The sequence below is a fragment of the Vibrio sp. 1180_3 genome (assembly GCF_029478545.1).
Lineage (GTDB): Bacteria > Pseudomonadota > Gammaproteobacteria > Enterobacterales > Vibrionaceae > Vibrio > Vibrio aestuarianus.
This window is the reverse complement of the sequence record NZ_SJFM01000020.1, coordinates 24,918-44,372: the sequence shown is the minus strand read 5'-3', so window position 1 is coordinate 44,372 and position 19,455 is coordinate 24,918. Positions and strand designations below refer to the sequence as shown.

At 42.5% G+C, this 19,455-nt stretch carries 17 protein-coding genes; 7 read left to right on the top strand and 10 right to left on the bottom strand.

Features of this window, described 5'->3' with window-relative positions; translation table 11 throughout:
* Window positions 1–14: 14 nt before the first annotated feature.
* Window positions 15–734, bottom strand: coding sequence for a carbonic anhydrase (locus EYW48_RS13155; protein WP_274678985.1), 720 nt, complete (start codon window positions 732–734; stop codon window positions 15–17).
* A gap of 296 nt (window positions 735–1,030) precedes the next feature.
* Here EYW48_RS13155 and EYW48_RS13150 point away from each other — a divergent pair, with 296 nt between their 5' ends.
* On the top strand, window positions 1,031–1,474 hold the full coding sequence (locus EYW48_RS13150) for a hypothetical protein (RefSeq protein ID WP_053311053.1): 444 nt from the start codon (window positions 1,031–1,033) through the stop codon (window positions 1,472–1,474).
* Between the two features lie 47 nt (window positions 1,475–1,521).
* On the opposite strand, the gene EYW48_RS13145 is transcribed toward EYW48_RS13150, so the two are convergent.
* The 6 genes from EYW48_RS13145 to EYW48_RS13120 all read right to left on the bottom strand — a co-directional run bounded on the left by EYW48_RS13145 (window position 1,522) and on the right by EYW48_RS13120 (window position 9,846).
* Window positions 1,522–1,869: a helix-turn-helix transcriptional regulator gene (locus EYW48_RS13145; RefSeq protein WP_172532568.1), complete on the bottom strand. Its 348-nt coding sequence runs from the start codon at window positions 1,867–1,869 to the stop codon at window positions 1,522–1,524.
* 174 nt (window positions 1,870–2,043) lie between these two features.
* On the bottom strand, window positions 2,044–3,759 hold the full coding sequence (locus EYW48_RS13140; protein ID WP_274700419.1) for a pyridoxal-dependent decarboxylase: 1,716 nt from the start codon (window positions 3,757–3,759) through the stop codon (window positions 2,044–2,046).
* 49 nt (window positions 3,760–3,808) lie between these two features.
* The gene (locus EYW48_RS13135) at window positions 3,809–5,719 is read right to left on the bottom strand and encodes a methyl-accepting chemotaxis protein (RefSeq protein WP_053311055.1); all 1,911 of its coding nucleotides are present in this window, start codon (window positions 5,717–5,719) and stop codon (window positions 3,809–3,811) included.
* Between the two features lie 289 nt (window positions 5,720–6,008).
* Complete coding sequence (gene speB, locus EYW48_RS13130) at window positions 6,009–6,935, bottom strand: agmatinase (protein WP_053311056.1); 927 nt, start codon at window positions 6,933–6,935, stop codon at window positions 6,009–6,011.
* Complete coding sequence (speA, locus tag EYW48_RS13125; protein ID WP_171980764.1) at window positions 6,936–8,846, bottom strand: arginine decarboxylase; 1,911 nt, start codon at window positions 8,844–8,846, stop codon at window positions 6,936–6,938.
* Between the two features lie 187 nt (window positions 8,847–9,033).
* Window positions 9,034–9,846 carry a hypothetical protein gene (locus EYW48_RS13120; RefSeq protein WP_274672257.1) on the bottom strand — a complete coding sequence of 271 codons (813 nt, stop codon included), beginning with the start codon at window positions 9,844–9,846 and terminating at the stop codon, window positions 9,034–9,036.
* A gap of 355 nt (window positions 9,847–10,201) precedes the next feature.
* Between EYW48_RS13120 and proV the strand changes: the two genes are divergently transcribed.
* From proV to EYW48_RS13090, 6 genes are all read left to right on the top strand, one after another.
* Complete coding sequence (proV, locus tag EYW48_RS13115) at window positions 10,202–11,389, top strand: glycine betaine/L-proline ABC transporter ATP-binding protein ProV (protein ID WP_277432522.1); 1,188 nt, start codon at window positions 10,202–10,204, stop codon at window positions 11,387–11,389.
* Window positions 11,390–11,391: 2 nt separating this feature from the next.
* A complete protein-coding gene (gene proW, locus EYW48_RS13110; RefSeq protein ID WP_277432521.1) occupies window positions 11,392–12,498 on the top strand; it encodes a glycine betaine/L-proline ABC transporter permease ProW in 1,107 nt (368 codons plus the stop codon).
* Window positions 12,495–13,502, top strand: a complete 1,008-nt coding sequence (proX, locus tag EYW48_RS13105; RefSeq protein WP_274676055.1) for a glycine betaine/L-proline ABC transporter substrate-binding protein ProX — start codon at window positions 12,495–12,497, stop codon at window positions 13,500–13,502. The genes proW and proX overlap by 4 nt, the downstream gene beginning before the upstream one ends.
* 56 nt (window positions 13,503–13,558) lie before the next feature.
* A complete protein-coding gene (locus tag EYW48_RS13100; protein WP_274699898.1) occupies window positions 13,559–14,035 on the top strand; it encodes a MarR family transcriptional regulator in 477 nt (158 codons plus the stop codon).
* A gap of 137 nt (window positions 14,036–14,172) precedes the next feature.
* Complete coding sequence (locus EYW48_RS13095; RefSeq protein ID WP_172532532.1) at window positions 14,173–14,739, top strand: mechanosensitive ion channel domain-containing protein; 567 nt, start codon at window positions 14,173–14,175, stop codon at window positions 14,737–14,739.
* Window positions 14,736–16,082 carry a magnesium transporter gene (locus EYW48_RS13090; RefSeq protein WP_172532533.1) on the top strand — a complete coding sequence of 449 codons (1,347 nt, stop codon included), beginning with the start codon at window positions 14,736–14,738 and terminating at the stop codon, window positions 16,080–16,082. The genes EYW48_RS13095 and EYW48_RS13090 overlap by 4 nt, the downstream gene beginning before the upstream one ends.
* Window positions 16,083–16,273: 191 nt before the next feature.
* Here EYW48_RS13090 and EYW48_RS13085 read toward each other — a convergent pair whose 3' ends face one another.
* From EYW48_RS13085 to ectB, 3 genes are all read right to left on the bottom strand, one after another.
* On the bottom strand, window positions 16,274–17,704 hold the full coding sequence (locus EYW48_RS13085) for an aspartate kinase (RefSeq protein WP_277432520.1): 1,431 nt from the start codon (window positions 17,702–17,704) through the stop codon (window positions 16,274–16,276).
* Between the two features lie 82 nt (window positions 17,705–17,786).
* Complete coding sequence (locus EYW48_RS13080; protein WP_171980772.1) at window positions 17,787–18,173, bottom strand: ectoine synthase; 387 nt, start codon at window positions 18,171–18,173, stop codon at window positions 17,787–17,789.
* Window positions 18,174–18,182: 9 nt separating this feature from the next.
* Window positions 18,183–19,448, bottom strand: coding sequence for a diaminobutyrate--2-oxoglutarate transaminase (ectB, locus tag EYW48_RS13075; RefSeq protein ID WP_176245972.1), 1,266 nt, complete (start codon window positions 19,446–19,448; stop codon window positions 18,183–18,185).
* Window positions 19,449–19,455 lie beyond the last annotated feature (7 nt).

The window sequence follows — 19,455 nt, the reverse complement described above, 5'->3', positions numbered from 1 at the left end:
ATTTACATGATCGACTAATCGTTTTTCAACACGACACGAGCATTATGCGCTTGCACAGGACGGTTATTATTGCCCATCATCGAGTTCAATACATTTTCTTGCTGCTGAGACAATGTTTGAGCATGTTTTAACACCAACCAGCGTACACCTTCGCTGCACGGTGGCGTCGTTAACGAGCCATTAAAACGATAGTATTTATTCAATTTCGGAAGTAACAAGTTAACATCGAACTCATCTGTTAACGTTACACTCTTGCCGCTTGTTGGCAGGTTTGAAGCTAATTTGGCAAGCTGTTCATTTTGTTGGCCTACTTCAAACATCACAGCGAGAACCGCTAGGTTCCCTGCATTGTCGGCATGGACGAAGTGCGCTTCCAACGGATATTGTTTTCCCTTAATAAGGTTTTCCGATGGTGTATGAAAATGAAATTGCTTTAGTTCAAAATCAATGCCATCAAGAACCATGTGATTATCACCTGAAACCGAAGCCTGCAAAGTGTGACCATTGTTAGTTAATGTGGTCACTTTCCCCGAATAGTGAATATCCAAAGCTTTTAAATCAGCCTCAAGCGCACGTGTAACATCAATCGGACTTTGATTTTTGCCCACTTCACAAGTTTTCGAAACGTGCCCCCAATGTTCTGGCCCATGCTCTCCTTCATACCCCCAATCCGATGCTTGTGCCATACCTGCAAAACACACCACCATCGACGCGACTAAACAATGTTTTTTCATTCTTATTCCTTTAATTTTGGTTCACAATAACAGCTAAACAGAAGAGCAACTATTTAACGTTTAGAGATGCTATCGTCTATGCAATAAATCTCTTAATTGGCGCATCATACTTAACTATTTCATTGAATTGTGCGGTGAAAAATAAAGTTGCCAGTTAACCATTTCACATACGCTAAGCTTGGTGAGGATTCTAAGCTGGTGATAAAGATCTAATAACAGCGGTTCTGGTACTAAGATAAAAACCAGTTACAATGTGCGCCCTATTCAATGTGCACACCATTTAAAGAGATCCAACCATGCAGCGCGACTACGCTTACGAATGTTTAAACACCATGCCACGCGAAGAACTGGAAGAATTTAGCCTTCGCATGCTTCATCGCCTGGTTCCTGAAACGATGATGAATGAGCTATTTACTTTTGAGCAAGAAGAAGTGGAAGATGAAGCACGTTTGCAAGCTGCTCAATTTGACGCCATGCTCCGTATGCACGCCATCGCGTTAAGTGAAATACCTGCGCTCTTTTCTGATTCAGATAATGCCAATCAAAATAGTGAAAGAATGATCCGGCTCGTGCTGTGGCATTTCTATGCGTTATCATTCTGCCTCGAAAAAAGTATTACCCTATCGGTTCACTGTGCTGAAGTTGAAAATATTCTTCGCCAACGTCCAACAGATGCCTTTGCTTGGTCTAAAATACTCACCGACCTACTGTATCGTTACGCCGATTTAAATGCCCAATAGCAGCACTGGTTGTGATCCACTAGATAAGCCACACGCTGATGATTTATCTAGTGGATGTGATGTACATAATCGATAATAACTTGGTTTCCCTCGATATAAACACGTTGAATTTCACCATCGACACTGACTCGATTTTGTAAACTAATCGTCCTTTCACCGATGTTTGAATTCAACTTCAGCGATGGCAACACATTTCGTGGCTCAATATGCAAATGCTGACAAAACTGATTAATAAAGCTCATCGATAACGGCGCATTACCACGTAATAAATTAGAAAGCTCAACTTGGCTAATGCCTAACCTTTTCGAAACTTCCATTTGTGTTAAGTGCATTTTCGCTTTTTGCGACATCCAGGCATCGTACAACGCATTTCTATCTTCTTGGTTAAACTCCACCATTTACCTCTTCTATCGCTATTCTAACCCTGCTGAAAATGGCAAAAACGGACCAACATAATGTCAGACCAACGTAATAATCACCGATTGCGATATAAGGTTCTAACCATTTGGAATGCATATCTCTCTTTTTATAGGTTTTGCAAACCGTGGGGGCTGCACGCCTAGTCAAACCTAATCTGGATCCAGACTGCGAACGAAACGTTCAATGCGCGCACGAGTTGTATTAGGATTCATCAATACCGCTTTTTCTCCAGGGATATGTAAACAATGGCCTTGCAAGTCATAGCGAGTGCGCGCAATAGAGCCGACCCAGTTGGTGTTTAAGTGCATACCTTTACGCTGTAAAAATTGTTGTCGGTGATATAGCGTATTTTCGATCATTGAATCAATCGTTCCATTTTTGCCACCAGATGCCATTTCCTGTTCAAACATCTTGTCTGGGCAAGTTACTTTTTGCGGATCATAAAGACGGAACACCACGCTTGGGCCCTGATTTGCCAGTGCTGCTACCCAACAATGAGGCAATTTGACTAATTGGCAGCGTAAAAAATTGGCATTTTGCAAGGTATTCGCAATAGCAGTTTGATAGCCTTCAACGCCTAAATATTGCAGGGCAGAATACGCAGAAAAAACGCCAACTGCACTACGTGAACACTCAATCGTCGACTGCAAGTGTGTCTCTTCCCTTTGTGTATGTTCAAAATATGAGTAATAGCTTGGATCGGTTTTTAACGCCGCAAGATCTTGCTTATTTTTCACCATCAGTAAACTCGAGGTATAGGGCACATACCCCCATTTTTGAAAATCAACGGTAAATGAATCCGCTAATTTTAGGCTATTAATATATGGCAGTAGCGAGACGATCCCGTTTAGTGTCGCTGCATTTATCGCCAATGGATTGCGTTCGACATCGTAATTTTTGAAAAATAACAAGCTCCAACCTACCGCCGCATCAACATGCAAATGGGGTTTCGTAGCAACCGAATATTCTTTACACAACTTCTCTCTAATGCTGTATACCCGTTCAATATCATCAATAGCAAAAGTATCTGTAGTGCCAAAGGTGAGCATAATGGCAGGAACTGGAATATTGTGCTTAAAACACCAGGTCAACTGCTGCTCTAGCTCTGTGATATCCATTTGATTATTATCATTGACCTTAATTCGTATCACTTTTCCTTTAATATCTAGACCAAGTAAGGATAAGTTAGTCATGTTGGAATAATGACCCGCTTCAGAATTAAAGATACGGTACTCTTCTTCAGCCAGCCCATGCATAGCCGAATGACACAACGCTTTGCGGATCCCCAATAAATAGCCATACAAGTTGCAAAATGTTCCCCCTTGAGTAAACAAACCACTGGATTGCTCAACGTTGTAACCAACTAAGTTAGCAATTTGTCTAACCACCAATTTCTCAAGCTCTGCGGCATCGCCTGCATACTCGCTATACACTAAGTTAGGATTGGCAATGGTCGCAAGTAGTGCACCGTGAATCGCAGGGTCACAAGGGGTTGAAATCACATTCTCAACCGAACGCGGATCATCCCAATTTTTCGAATGTTTGGCTGCATAAAGTGCCAGACTATCGAACGGGTGCATGACATCACGCGAATCATTAGGAATATGATTTATGTTTAGTAACTGTTGTTGTAGAGAAGACGAAATCGCTGCTGGGCGATGATTTAAGCGGCGCCCGTCGAGCCAGTCAGCAATATCGTGAATTCGATACAGCGGCCATAATTTAGGATCTCTGGCAAAAAACTGCGCCCGCATTTTTTCAAATTTCAGATTAAAGGTAGATGTCACTTGATTCGCTTTTTCATCTAACCCAATACGATCTATTGCTTGTTTTTTTAACAATAAATGTTTGGACGCCGTTTTCATCGCATTTCTCCAGAGTTATTCGTGATAAGCACGAATCGCCACGCTTGCCCTACTTCAGTTTGAAATTAGCAACTAAACGATCAAGTTCATGATTGGATGAAGATAACGATTCTGTAGCACTGACCGTTTGTCGACCACTCACCACCAATGATTCAACGATATCTCTGATAGCGAGCATATTTCGACTCAGTTCTTCTGCAACCGTACTCTGCTGTTCGGTTGCCGCTGCAATTTGAGTACTTAAATCATCGATTTCGGTTACTGAGTTACCCATCATGTTCAGACTGCCTGAAACTTCAGATGTTTTGTCGGCGGTAGTTTGGCACTGCATTTTGGTTTTGTTCATAGCAGCAACCACACTGTCCGTGCCTTCAAGTAGCTTGGCTAACATGTCCGAGATCTCTGTCGTACTATTTTGCGTTCTCGCCGCCAAAGCACGCACCTCATCGGCCACCACCGCAAAGCCCCTTCCCTGTTCACCTGCGCGCGCAGCCTCTATCGCAGCATTCAAGGCCAGCAAGTTTGTTTGCTCGGAAATAGCACCAATGACCGTCAGTACTTCACTGATCTTAATCGCGTCCTTATTCATATTCGCAATACGTTCAGACATTTGATCTACATCACTGACCAACGAGCTAACCGTATCAACAGCATTGTTGACAATAATGATCGACTGTTTCGCTTCTTTGCTAGCAGAGTCAGTGATGTTAGTCGATTGAGTGACACTTTCAGCCACCGTCCTGGCGCTCTCGCTCATTTCGGTAATAGCAGTCACAACCTGCTCTGTCTCAGAAGAATGCGAAAGCAGCATATGCTCATTTTCTTTAGCGGTTTGTCCTAACTGTTCAATATTGGAGGAAATATTGCGACTGGCATCGGCGATTTGCAGCATCATTTTTTGTAAGTTTTCAGAGAACAAGTTAAACCCTTGGCTGATCTGAGCCAAATCATCTTCACCATGCACATCCAGACGTCGAGTTAAATCCCCAGAACCTTGTGAAAGAGCGAGTACTGCTTTTTTCAAACGTAGCAAAGGTTTATAGATCTGATTCAGGATAAAAAAGATGGCAGCAACGCTCACAACCAACAACATAATACTGGTGTAGATAGCACTCTTTTGCGCCTCATAAACTTCGGATAAAGCGGTGTTTTTATCGACGAACACCATCATTGTCCAATACATATTGTCCGTTAAGTTTACGCGCTTGAAATAACCATCAAACTCAATACCAAGATAAGGGAATGACAAGTTTCCTGAGTCCTGTTTACTAAACAGGCTCTCCATTTCGCTGAAGTTAGAACTGACTTGGGATGGTGTACGTCCAATATCACTTGGGTCATCACTAGCGAAAAATACCGCATGTTTATCAGTTAAGGTGGCAGCGCCACCAGCAAACCGCATGTTACTCACTTGCTCGATGACCTCACCAAGTTGAATATCACCTAGCAGTACACCGATAAAGCGACTTTGGGCGTAAACAGGCGTCACAGCACTGACTACACGACTACCGGTGACTTGATCTTCATAAATGTCGGTTAAGAATGCAGACTGAGACGTTTTTGCTTGCTGATACCAACTGCGGGATTTGAAGTCTTGCTTACCAGTCCACACACCATCATCGCTACCGAACGACATGTATGAGCGTCCATCGTCATAGGCCATAACCACATTAGAAATCTGTGCACTTTCCGCCAACAGGCGAACCAACTTTACATTTTCTTGATCGGATAAATCCGTGCTGAAGTGCTTAGACCCTTGCATGACCGCTTGGTAACGATTTTTCACCCAAGACTCTAATTCAGAGACATGATAATTGAGCTTGTTCTGAGTTTCAGTGGTGAGAGAGGTGATCATTTTATCTCTCAGCGACAACATATTAATCGAACCCAAAATAATTAAGGATGTTGCAATCAAAATCGCAACACTCACGTATATTCTAGTTTTAAAACCTAAAGCCATGATTCACCCTCACCGTGCTACAGTGTATAAAAATAAGGTGAAACTTGGTCATATTATTAATATGAATGAAAGACCATAGAGACACCTAGCCAACCTGATTAAGTTGGTACAAGAAAAGTAATTATGCAAGTGGTGTCACAATGATTTATTATCTGATGATGTTCATACGCGTTGACAGTTAAGAACAACACTATGATTTATAAAGGAAGTTTTATTTATAAGTTTTGAATAAAAGAACGGCGCGCAGTGAAGAAAAAGACTACACGCCTAATCATATATAACCTTATATTTAGGCTTTTGCTTTTGAAGTAGCCCAAACGTAAAGCAGTTCTAAAGCGATAGTCGCGCCAGCCAGAGCTGTCACTTCGCTTTGGTCATAAGGTGGGGAAACTTCTACAACATCCATACCGACAAGATTTATCCCTGCTAATCCGCGGATAATTTTGAGGACTTTGTCTGAGTTTAAACCACCACAAACCGGAGTTCCGGTCCCGGGAGCAAAGGCGGGATCAAGACAATCGATATCAAACGTAAGGTAAACCGGTTTGTCACCAATTGTTGCGCGAATCTGAGCAACTATCTCATCGACGGAGAGATCATTCGCTTGCATCGCATTAATCACATTAAAGCCGTGGCCTTCTTGCTTGTATTCAGTACGAATACCGATCTGAATCGAATGCTTGGCCGAGATCAACCCTTCCTTCGGAGCATGATAAAACATAGTGCCATGATCATAAGCGCTACCATTGGCATAAGTATCGGTGTGAGCATCAAAATGGATCAACGCCATTTCACCATGATATTTTGCATAAGCTCGCAAGATCGGCAGAGTGATAAAGTGATCGCCACCTAGTGCTAGCATGGTTTTACCGCTTTTCAAAATTTCGCCAGTTGCCGCTTCTAATCGATACGTGAAATCTTCTGCATCACCACAATCAAACACCAAATCACCGGCATCAATCACTTTAGTGTCATTGAAAAGGTTAAAATCCCACGGGAATTTTTTACCTTCCCACGCTAAGTTAACCGATGCACGGCGTATCGCATCAGGCCCCATACGAGCACCAGGACGTCCCGACGTCGCCATATCCAATGGCACACCTAAAACCACAACATCAGCATCTGCGCTAACTGGGTTCTTTACATATGGACGGCGAACAAAAGTCATCGCATTGGAATACAGCGAATAATCAGTTTTTGTAAACAAATCATTCATTTAAAAATCCTCTAAATAAGTGTAACCGCTCAAGCCTTGCTCTAGCTCTAGCAATACTTTTTCTTGTTCATCAGCGGCAACACGTTGGCTAACTAACTCACGATAATTGGTACGGATCTTATCAACATCGATGTGTACATAACGCATCATGTCTTCAACGCTATCGCCTTCGTTAATGGACAGTATCTCTGCTTCTCCATTATCCGTCATATTGACCACAACGCTGTGAGTATCACCAAATAAATTGTGCATATCACCCAATATTTCTTGATAAGCACCCACTAAGAAGAACCCCATTAAATACGGCTGGTCTGCATTCCAGGCAGGAACTGGCAATGTCGTTTCAATACCTTGTCCTTCTACATACTGTTCAATAGCACCATCTGAGTCACAGGTAATGTCCAACATCACCGCCCGGCGATCTTCTACATTTTCTAAGCCAGACAATGGTAGTACAGGGAACACTTGATCAATTCCCCAAGCATCTGGTAACGACTGGAATAGTGAGAAGTTCACAAAAAACTTGTCGGCTAAACGCTCATTCAGTTCGTCCAAAATTGGGCGATGGAAGCGATTTTTGGTGCTCATCTGCAATGTCAATTCGTGATAAATACGCAGTGATAACTGCTCTGCCCAAGCGCGATGTTGAAGATTAATCACACCGGTCGAGAATTGGCTATGTGCTTCAGACAAATCACTTTGAGTGTCGTTATAAATTTCAATCAACGCACGAGCATCAGAACCTTCACGTAAATTTTCCCAGTTACGCCACATGTTTTGTAGTAACACTGGGGAATCGTGCTCAATCGCAGGGATTTCTTCTGGATAGTAAGCTTCTGTACCAATAACATTGGTGATCAACACGGCATGATGCGCAGTAATAGAACGCCCCGACTCAGAAATAATCACTGGCATCGGTTGGTTATATAACTGACAAACATCACCGACGGTGCTGACAATATTGCGCGCATACTCCACTAGCCCATAGTTCATCGAGTTAGATGATTGGCTGCGAGTGCCATCGTAATCGACTGCTAAACCACCACCAACATCGAAGAAGTCGATCTTCGCGCCAATATCGCGTAGTTCACAGTAAAAACGGGCCGCTTCATTCACGCCATTACGCACATCACGAATGTTGGCCATTTGTGAGCCTAAATGGAAGTGAACCAACTGCATTGTTTCAAGCTGATCTTCTGCTTTTAAGCGCTCAATCACGGTCAGCACTTGTGAAGCTGATAAACCAAATTTTGATTTTTCACCACCGCTAGCCTGCCATTTACCAGCGCCTTGAGATGCCAAGCGAATACGTAAACCTAAGCGTGGTTTGACGCCCAAGCTTTTGGCTTCTTTCAACACTAAGTCCAGCTCAGACAGTTTTTCTAAAACGATGAATACTTTGTGCCCTAGCTTCTCGCCAATCAAGGCTAGGCGAATATATTCCCTGTCTTTATAACCATTGCACACAATCACCGAGCTGGCTTGTTGAGCCAATGCCAATACCGCCAATAATTCAGGCTTACTACCAGCTTCAAGACCAAGCTGCTTAGTTTCTAACTGAGCTTGACTGGCTAGAATTTCATCAACCACTTCTTTTTGCTGATTCACTTTAATTGGGTAAACCAACAAATAGTTATTCGGGTATTGGTATTCTTCAATCGCCTGATTGAAAGCATCACAGATATTGTGTACACGTTGATGAAGGATCTGAGGGAAACGCACAAGCACAGGCAAATTTAGATCACGAGCTTCAAGCTGCTTAACGATCGAACTCAAAGGCATTTGATGTGCCTTATCATGGCGAGGTGATACATAGACCTCACCTTGGTTATCAATACCGTAGAAGCCTTGGCTCCAATAATGAACATTGTAGTCAGCGCGAACGCGATCTAATTTTGATGGTTGTTCCACATCTAATCTCACATGAGCAGAGAGTAAAACGTGAATCAGAAAAGCTGAAATCACGACCTGACACATTGTGTGTCAGGCGCATTAACGTAGAAAAGTAGGTATGTGTCTAATGATAATAATTTATCGTTAAGATTACGTTTAGTTGTTGCAAGACCGATCAGAAAAACCACTGAAAATTAATGTAAAACTACGCTCCACCAACGATCAATTCGTCAAATTTCGGGTTACCATGTAGGCCTTCTAAATCCGCTTCTTCTGCGATCATTTCGCGCAACGATGCACTGATATCCGTAGCGCGCTGCAGATCTTCAATTGCTTGCTCTTCAGCACCAATACGAGCATAAGCACAAGCTCGTTGGTACAAGGCTGGCGCATTTCTATCATCGAGTTCTAATACTCGGTTAGATAGACTCAATGCCCAGTAATACTCACGAATTTCCATCGCCGCATCCGCTTTGTAAGTCAATGCCTCTAAATCTCCCGGGCGTATTTTTAAGATGTCATCATATACTTCGATTCGTTGCTCGGGGGTTTGCATACTCTGAGCACGCAGCCATAAGTTATGAATTTCGTTAATAATTTCTATTTCACGGTTATTTTCTGTGATAATGCGAGTTTTACGCTTTAAATCCCTTTCTAATGCGAGAAATTTCTTTTCGTACTCTTGAGCGATCTTGTTTAACCGCTTATCGGCTAAATCACGCGTATTGTGTTTTAGCTCTTTTAGAGACTGCCAGCCTATCAATGCCACCAACGATGCCACACCCGCAATAACATAGAAAAAGTATGTTACTGTCACATTGGAATAGTTGAGTGATTTATCGGCGACGGATAGCTCGCGGTCTGTAATTTGGATAGTCATCCGCCGCTCAAGATCTTGCTGCTCTTGTCGTAATGATTTTAGTTCATCCAAGATATAACGCTCGACTAGGGGCCTATCGAGAATCGGCGATTCTGAATAAGCCTCTTCCGCTTTAAGCGGTGTTGATACAACCAACATCAATGTAAAAATAACTACTAACAATCGAGACACAACGCACTTCCTTTCTAGTCCATTTCTTTCTTCAACACAGAAAATGTTCTGAATACAAACAATTTCCCAGTATCAACACTACTGAAAATCTATTTTCTTAAACACTGGCAAACAACACTTAATTCGTCATCAAAACATTTTAATTCAAATTACTTTCAATTAATTATCCGCACAAAAACCATAACAAATCAAAATAATAACCATACAACATCAAGCAAGGTGACAATAATAACCTTGAAATAACTCCAATTAATGTTTAGTGTACTATACATAATTGCTATCTACTATTAAATAGCAACGATGAAAACAAAGGATGTAAATCATGTCACCCATGTTAGAAGTGAAAAACCTCTACAAGGTATTTGGGGAAATGCCACAACAAGCCTTTCCTCTTTTGGCTCAAGGACTCGACAAAGACCAAATTTTCGAAAAAACAGGACTGACTGTTGGCGTTAAAGACGTATCACTTTCGATCAATGAAGGAGAAATATTTGTCATTATGGGTTTATCTGGCTCAGGTAAATCAACTTTGGTTCGACTATTGAACCGACTCATAGAGCCAACTCAAGGTAATGTCTTACTCAAAGGCAAAGACATTGCTCATATTTCAGAACAGGAACTACGCGAAGTCAGACGAAAAAATATCTCCATGGTTTTTCAAAACTTTGCGCTCATGCCGCATATGACAGTGCTTGAAAACGCTTCTTTTGGTTTAGAACTGGCGGGTATTGCTGCACCTGAACGCAATAAGAGTGCTAAAGAAGCGCTAGCTCGCGTTGGCTTAGAGGCATATTGTGATTCGTATCCCGATGAGTTATCAGGCGGGATGAAGCAGCGGGTCGGACTTGCTCGAGCTCTCACTAACGACCCTGATATATTGTTAATGGACGAAGCGTTCTCGGCACTTGACCCATTGATTAGAACAGAAATGCAAGATGAGTTAATTCGTCTGCAAAACGACGACAAACGCACCATTGTATTTATTTCTCATGATCTTGATGAGGCAATGCGTATTGGTGACCGAATCGCCATCATGCAAGACGGCGTTGTTGTACAAACTGGCACGCCCGATGAGATATTGCACCACCCAGCAAATGATTATGTGAGTTCGTTCTTCCGTGGTGTCAATGTCGCCAGTGTCTTTTCCGCTAAGGATATCGCTCGTAAAAATCCAGCGGCCGTGTTCAAGAAACATGACAACGATGGTCCTGCCGCCGCAATGCAGTTATTGATGGATAACGATAGAGACTACGGCATTGTTGTCGACCGTAGTAATAAATACTCGGGTATTGTCTCTCTCGACTCTTTAAAACAAGCACTCAAACAGCAAGCTTCTTTAAGCTCCGCACTGCTTGCCGACACGATCACTATTGACCCTGAATTATCGGTCGGTGAATTGATTAGCCAAGTCGCTGAAGTGCCATACGCCGTGCCTGTTGTCGATAAGCAGGGACACTATTATGGCGTCATCACCAAATCACGCTTATTACAGACTTTAGACAGGGAATAGTCATGACTACCGAAAATACAACGCAAGCCGCCGAAACTCTTGAACCATGGGCTTCTACTGCGCCAACTCCCGCCAGTAGTGACCCATGGTCAACGGCTACCGCAACGCCAACAGGTGGTGACTGGTTAAGTGGCACTACTGACGCTCCCGTACCTTTCGATTGGCTTCATCCCTTCCAAGACGCGGTGATTCCTTTTGATAACTGGGTAGAAACGGGGCTGAATTGGTTGGTACAGCACGGCCGTCCATTATTTCAAGCTATCCGTGTACCCATCGATTTCATATTAACTTCCTTTGAAACTACGCTCGTTTCAACACCAGCTCCATTTATGCTACTGATCCTATTCCTTATTACTTGGCAACTTGCAGGCCCAAGAATGGGAATCGCCTCACTAGCTTCATTAATAACTATCGGGTTAATTGGTGCTTGGTCTGAAGCGATGGTGACACTTGCGCTGGTTATGACCTCTGTATTCTTCTGCCTACTCATAGGGCTACCGCTAGGGATATGGCTTGCTAGAAATCAGACCGCTGCCAAATTCATTAGGCCGATATTAGATGCCATGCAAACCACACCAGCTTTTGTGTACTTAGTACCGATCGTTATGCTGTTTGGTATTGGTAATGTACCCGGTGTTGTTGTCACCATTATTTTTGCGCTGCCACCAATTGTACGCTTGACCATATTAGGCATTCAGCAAGTGCCAGAAGAACTAATCGAAGCGGGGCACGCTTTTGGTGCCAGTCCAAAACAGATGCTTTACCGCATACAGTTACCTCTTGCGATGCCAACCATTATGGCTGGCGTCAACCAAACCTTGATGCTTTCGCTATCGATGGTGGTTATCGCTTCAATGATTGCTGTCGGTGGCTTAGGACAAATGGTACTGCGTGGTATTGGTCGCTTAGATATGGGCCTTGCTGCTGTCGGTGGCTTAGGCATTGTGATTCTGGCGATTTTATTAGACCGCCTCACTCAACATATTGGGACAGAAAATCGAGATAAGAAAACACGTTGGTACCAAACCGGTCCCGTGTCCATTTTTTATCTCATGCAACAGAAAATGACTCATCAGCAAAATATGAACAACCTAGGAGAACAAAAATGAATTACGCATGGAAGACGTTAATCACCACTAGCATGGTCGCGTCAACAGCACTATCAAGCAGCGTGTGGGCTGAAAAATTACCAGGAGAAGGTATTAGTGTTCAACCAGTACAATCAACCGTTGCCGAAGAGACATTCCAAACACTGATTGTCAATAAAGCGATGGAAGCTTTAGGCTATGACGTCAAAGAGACCAAAGAGGTCGATTATAACGTTGCTTACACCTCAATTGCGGAAGGTGATGCTACTTATCTAACCGTAGGTTGGTTTCCACTGCACGCTGAAAAATATTCAATGTCTGGCGGCGATGCTAAATTCTACCGCGAAGGTCAATATATTTCGGGCGCTGCGCAAGGATATTTAATAGATAAAAAAACCGCTGAGCAGTATGGCATTACCAATATTGCGCAATTAAAAGATCCCAAAATAGCAAAACTCTTTGATGCCAATGATGATGGCAAAGCCGATTTAACCGGCTGTAACCCTGGTTGGGGTTGTGAGTTAGTGATTGAAGAACAACTGACTGCATTCGGCCTGCGCCCTACTGTCACTCATAACCAAGGTAATTACGCCGCTATTATAGCCGATACCATTTCACGCTATAAAAAAGGCGATCCTATTCTTTACTACACATGGACACCTTATTGGGTCAGTGGTGTTTTAGTTCCGGGCAAAGACGTGGTATGGCTTGAAGTACCATTCTCAGCTCTGCCTGGTGAACGTAAAAATATTGATACTACGCTAGCAAATGGTAAAAACTTTGGTTTCGAAATGAATAGTATGCGCATAGTTGCCAACAAAAAGTTTGCACAACAAAACCCTGCAGCTGCCAAACTTTTTGAAATCATAAAGTTAGATATCAATGATGTCAGCGCCCAAAATATGATCATGAGTAAAGGGAAAAACTCAGCCAAAGATATTGAATCCCATGCCAATGGTTGGATAAAAGCGCATCAACAGTTGTTTGATTCTTGGATTAATGCGGCTAAACAGGCGGCCAAGTAGTCAATGGTGGCTGCTCATGACCTTGAGCAGCCCAACTCATTTTCACGGAGGAAAATGTGGATATTCATGAAGAAGTACTCATCGCCATACGTCAGATTATTCGAGCAACCGATCTCCACTCAAAGAAAATCAATAAAGATTTTGGGCTAACCAGTCCACAATTATTACTAATGAGAGAGATTCAAAGCTCCGAGAATATGACCATAAGGCAATTGTCCAGTAACACCAATATGAGCCAAGCAACCGCAACCAGTATTCTTGACCGACTGGAAAAACGCGGCTTAATTACACGCCAGCGAGATCAACAAGATAAACGTAAAGTGCATGCACTTTTGACAGCAGGAGGCAATCAACTGTTACTAAATGCACCTACCCTGCTACAAGACAACTTCATCGACCAATTTCAAGCCTTAAGTTCTTGGGAACAAACGCTGATTCTTTCGTCTTTACAGCGTATCTCAACCATGATGCAGACCTCAGAAATTGAACCATCAGCGCTAACTCCCATCTTAGAAGCTAACGACCCGTTTTAGTGATAATTAATGATAAAAACAAAGCGTTGGCGACTTTTTTCGCAACAAACCTCTAATTAGACAACTTTCCATAATTAGATGTTGTAATTCATTGAATTTCAGCTATTTTTGAAGCAAATTTCAAAGCATAACTAACCATGGATTACTTAAACTTATTTCAACTGCATTACCAATGGTTCATCACCGCTATCGTGCTAATCTGTTACCCAACACTCGCCAAATATTGTTTGCGATTTTTTGAAAACATGGTGATCGGTAAAGCGGATATTCATCGTTTAAAACGAGCTCGTTGGTTGGTTAAATCGATGCTGTTTACACTACTGATGCTTACTATTTTAATGATGTGGGGAGTTGAACTACGAGGTCTGCTTGTCGTAGGTTCATCCTTATTTGCTTTACTCGGAGTCGGTCTATTTGCGGCTTGGTCTTTGCTCAGTAATGTGACCTCTTTCCTCATCTTATTTGTACAAAATAACTGCCGAATTGGCCTGTGGGTACGAGTGGTCGACGGAGCAAATATGATTGAAGGCAAAATTGTCGATATGAATTTACTGAATGTGGTTTTAGAGAATATCGATGGCAATAAGATACTCTACCCCAATAATTTATTTATCATTCGTCCTGTCATTGTTCTGAATACGGCCCCCGAAAAAGCCGTGAAGAAAAAAGAGAAACGACAACTTCCAACTGGAGTAACGCGTTGAACGAATATCAAGATTTATCATTTCAGATTGAAGCCATTTCAAAAGCGGATGACGAACAACAGATCGACTTGCTTGGCGAGTATGTTGAAAACGGCCTTGATGAAGGTTCAATAGCGATCATTTTAGAAGCGTTTCCTGTTGAGCAACGTGTCCGGTTATGGCGCAGCCTTCCACTAGAAATGCACATTGATGTATTAACGGAAATGCGTGCTGATGTACGTTTCTCAATTATTGATGCGTTATCTGAAGTCGAACTCAAACTGACGTTAGCCAAACTCGATAACTTATCCCTCATCGAATGGGCAGACTCTTTGCCTGACGAGATTATCAGTGAAGCACTTCGATTAATTAGCCGCGATGAACTGGAACTGTACGACCAAGCAAGCGCCTATGAGGATGATGAAATCGGTCACTGGGCAGACCGTAAGGTCTACACTTTACCTTTTAGTATCAGCGTAGATAAAGCAAAAATACTACTCGAAAAATACCACAATGATTCTCCTCAGCACATTTATTTGATTAACAAAGCCAAAAAATTCCGCGGCATTGTTACTTACACCGATATTTTACTGGCCGATGGAAAAACGTTACTCAAAAACTTAAAGCAAGAGGAAATATTTACCCTTAATGCCCATCAATCCTTATCTGAAGCCGTCGAAGCTTTAGAGCACGCTCAGTTGCCAACGGTTGCTGTGATTGATGAAACGGACACTTTAGTTGGCGAAATTGACTGGCAATTTGCTCTCAGTACTCAACGAGAAATTTATGAAGCGCGCTTAATGGCGGGCACGGGTATGGACGAAGGCGATGACCTATTCGCCCCCATAATAAAAAGTTCGAAAAAGCGCGGCCTTTGGTTAGGTATCAACTTATTAACGGCAATTCTGGCTTCAATCACCATCGGTTTATTTGAGGATGTAATTTCGCAAGTCGTGGCCTTAGCGGTACTTATGCCAATCGTTGCTTCCATGGGTGGCATTGCGGGCAGTCAAACCTTAACCTTAATGGTTCGCGCCATGGCATTAAACCAAATTACGCCGGGTAACCGTTTCGCTCTACTCAAAAACGAAATTGGTATTGGTTCTATTAATGGATTGCTATGGGCATTAATCATCGGCGCGTTAGCTGGCCTGTGGTTTCAATCCACCATGATCGGCGCAACCATTTCCCTCGCTATCGTTGTGAACATTATAACAGCGGCAATGTTTGGTGTTTTAATCCCGATTACTTTAGATAAATTCAAACTGGACCCAGCGCTTGCAGGATCTGTAATTTTGACTACGGTAACAGACGTCGTCGGCTTTTTCGCTTTTTTAGGCACTGCTAGTTTAGTGATGTTATAGATAAAAAACAGGTTGTTCTATACCCAAACCATTTGAAGTTGCAGATAGGTGGCAAGTAAGTTCATCCCCATGAGCATAGATAAACTATGTGATTGGGGTGAACGAATGTAGCCAACACCGCTGCAGCTTCAAGTAGGAAGGGTATAATGAACAGCCTGCTTTTATTAAAACAAATGAGTTGATACTTAAGCTTAAGCTGCCGCTTTATTTTCTGACGATACTGCTTCTACTTTATTAACAATCAACATCTGATGCAGCGCACAAATTGCACTGTTGTAATCTTGATCTTCTACTACAAATTGCGCATTAACGTTACGCATCGAAGAGTGCGCAGCAATAGGATTAACATCCGCTTTGGTTAGAGCTTGCATACCTTGGCTTAATGCAGCATTGGTATTAATAGAAGCACCAATGGCAGAAATCAGTGCCACCATTTTTCCTGATACCGATGCATTTGGGTAACTCTTTTCTACCTTGTATAACACGTGATTCAAATTTTCACTATTACCGCTCAGATAGTAGGTCATCGAATTGGCATTCATCTCTTTCCCAACTAAATACACCTTAGCATCTGCAATAACTTCCATTAATTCATAGCTCGCATTGTCAATCTTTCCAACCATACTCTGATCAAAGATGTGTAAAGCGAATACTTTATTGCGACCTGCAATAATTTCTACTTTATTGTCGACGGGTTGGTGAGCATTGGTAATTAAAGTCCCTTCATGTTCAGGTTCGAAGGTATTCTTGATGCGCAACTCAATACCTTTTTTACGCAAACCCGCAGCCGCATTCGGATGAATGGCTTCCATGCCAAGGTTAGCCAGTTGGTCTGCAACATCAAAGTTAGTCAGTCCCATCGGGCTCACTTTGTCAGGACCGACAACACGGGGATCAGCAGAACTCAAGTGGTATTCTTTATGAATGATCGCTTGGGTTGCTTCAGTCAGTGTTGCAATACGGCTAAATGTCATTTCACTGTAGCCACGATCATAGGTTTTCATTAGTCCTTCATCGCAATACGCATAACCAGTCACAATTGGCAGTTCGGTGCTCACATCAATGTCCGAAAAAGCCATAAGAATCACTTCATCCAAAGTTCCCGCTTGTCCACTATTCCAACCTGACAGGTCTACAAATCGGGCATTTACCCCAAGAGTTTTTAGCTTCAGACTCGTATTGTAAGCACTGTGTGCTTCTCCTATCGAAGATAAAAATTCTCGTATTTGCGGTAAATAATGACGCAGAGAAAACTGCCCGTACTGACATGTTTCCAAAATATTAGTGATACAATTTACAGCTTCTGCAATGCGCGATCGAATGAACTTATCAGCGCGAATACGGCTAATCGGATCAGCAAACAGATTGTCGTTGATCAGTAACATTCGTTGCTCAAGTTGATGTATGGCATCTTTCCATTGCGCATCATGCTTAGCGATCATTTGATAAATTCCGGGTTTACCCGTTCGCTTACACTCTAATAATGCATCGGTGATAGTGGCATATGCCGACACCACAAACACTCGCTGATAGGGGTCATTAGGTCGTAATAAAATATTGTCCAGAACAGCGTCAAACGCGCTCATCGAAGTTCCACCGATTTTCTCTACGGTGTAAGACATGAGATCTCCTTTGGTTATTAAATACACTTTATAAATCAATAATTCATGAAATAGATTGACGACGAATTGTGTTCAGAAAACCCTATTCTACGATGGGGTACACACCATTTTTGTCATGAACTTCAGCACCTGTAATCGGTGGGTTGAAAACACAAGCCATGACCATGTTTTCGTCTTTATAAGCCCTTAAATAGTGCTCATCGTGTTTATCTAAAATATACAAAGTCCCAGGCTGAATCGGATACGTTTCACCATCAACGACTTCGATTTCACCCTCGCCAGATATACAAAACACAGATTCCAAATGGTTTTGGTAATGAATGTGGGTTTCGCTATCTTTAAAGATGGTAGTGATATGGAATGAGAATCCCATATTGTCATCTTTCAAAAGCATGCGAACGCTTTCCCACGTCGGTGCAACAACACGGCGTTCACTTTGGCGGCATTCATCTAATGTTCTTACAATCATCGTTTATCCTTATGATGCTTTTTTAATCAATTGAGCGGCAATATCTTCTACCGCTTGTTCAAAAATATCCAAACCCTGCTCTAATTCAGCTTCACTAATGGTCAGTGGACAGAAGAATTTAATCACTTCATCTTCCGGTCCTGCGGTTTCAATCACTAGGCCAAGTTCAAAACAACGCGCGGTAATTTTGCTTGCGAGTTCACCACTACAACATTCAATTCCTTGCATTAGCCCTCGGCCTTTTTGGCGGTTAAATAGCGTTGGCTCTCGGCGTAACGTCATTTGAATACATCGAGTAACCTGCAGCGCTCGCTGCTGGATATGATTTGAAAGATCATCGTTTGACCAGTAAACCTCTAACGCTTTCGCTGCGGTGACAAAAGCATGGTTATTACCTCGAAAAGTACCGTTATGCTCTCCTGGTTTCCATTCATCTAATTCAGGACTAAATAAGACGATAGCCATCGGTAATCCATAACCACCAATCGACTTTGATAGCGTAACAATATCGGGTTTGATACCTGAAGGTTCAAAGCTAAAGAAGGTCCCTGTTCGACCACAACCCGCTTGAATATCGTCAACGATCAGTAAGATATCGTATTGTTTACAGATCTGGCTTAAACGTTGTAACCATTGGTCTGATGCGACATTAAGTCCACCTTCACCCTGCACAACTTCCAACAAAACAGCTGCTGGTTTATCAAGACCAGAAGAGTTATCGCCCAGCATGCATTCAAACAGTGTTAGACCATCGATATCGGCATAGCCATCGTAAGGAATACGAGTTATTCCTCCTAGACTGATACCGGCGCCACCTCGATGATGCTGGTTACCTGTAGCAGCAAGTGCTCCGTATGAACAACCATGGAATCCATTAGTGAACGCAACCACATTGGTTCTTTTCGTTACCTTACGTGCGAGTTTCAATGCCGCTTCAACTGCATTAGTACCCGTTGGCCCTGTAAACTGGACTTTGTAATTTAAATCTCTTGGCATCAAAATACGGGCTTGTAGCGCCTTCAGGAAATCGGCTTTCGCTGATGAGTGCATGTCTAGACCATGGGTAATACCATCTTTATCAATGTAATCTAACAACGCCTGTTTTAAGATCGCATTATTATGTCCATAGTTCAGTGAACCCGCTCCAGCTAAGAAATCTAGGTATTGTTCTCCCCCTTCGGTGTATAACCAACTGCCTTTCGCGGTAGAGAAAACCACAGGAAAGTGGTTAGCATAAGATTGAACGTTTGATTCTTTCTTTTTAAAAATATCCATAACGTTT

Bases quoted from the DNA above. Each gene is read 5' to 3' on its own strand.
- EYW48_RS13155 (WP_274678985.1), bottom strand. From the start codon at position 734: ATGAAAAAACATTGTTTAGTCGCGTCGATGGTGGTGTGTTTTGCAGGT.
- EYW48_RS13150 (WP_053311053.1), top strand. From the start codon at position 1,031: ATGCAGCGCGACTACGCTTACGAATGTTTAAACACCATGCCACGCGAA.
- EYW48_RS13140 (WP_274700419.1), bottom strand. From the start codon at position 3,759: ATGAAAACGGCGTCCAAACATTTATTGTTAAAAAAACAAGCAATAGAT.
- EYW48_RS13135 (WP_053311055.1), bottom strand. From the start codon at position 5,719: ATGGCTTTAGGTTTTAAAACTAGAATATACGTGAGTGTTGCGATTTTG.
- speB (WP_053311056.1), bottom strand. From the start codon at position 6,935: ATGAATGATTTGTTTACAAAAACTGATTATTCGCTGTATTCCAATGCG.
- EYW48_RS13120 (WP_274672257.1), bottom strand. From the start codon at position 9,846: ATGTTGGTTGTATCAACACCGCTTAAAGCGGAAGAGGCTTATTCAGAA.
- proV (WP_277432522.1), top strand. From the start codon at position 10,202: ATGTCACCCATGTTAGAAGTGAAAAACCTCTACAAGGTATTTGGGGAA.
- proW (WP_277432521.1), top strand. From the start codon at position 11,392: ATGACTACCGAAAATACAACGCAAGCCGCCGAAACTCTTGAACCATGG.
- proX (WP_274676055.1), top strand. From the start codon at position 12,495: ATGAATTACGCATGGAAGACGTTAATCACCACTAGCATGGTCGCGTCA.
- EYW48_RS13095 (WP_172532532.1), top strand. From the start codon at position 14,173: ATGGATTACTTAAACTTATTTCAACTGCATTACCAATGGTTCATCACC.
- EYW48_RS13085 (WP_277432520.1), bottom strand. From the start codon at position 17,704: ATGTCTTACACCGTAGAGAAAATCGGTGGAACTTCGATGAGCGCGTTT.
- EYW48_RS13080 (WP_171980772.1), bottom strand. From the start codon at position 18,173: ATGATTGTAAGAACATTAGATGAATGCCGCCAAAGTGAACGCCGTGTT.
- ectB (WP_176245972.1), bottom strand. From the start codon at position 19,448: ATGGATATTTTTAAAAAGAAAGAATCAAACGTTCAATCTTATGCTAAC.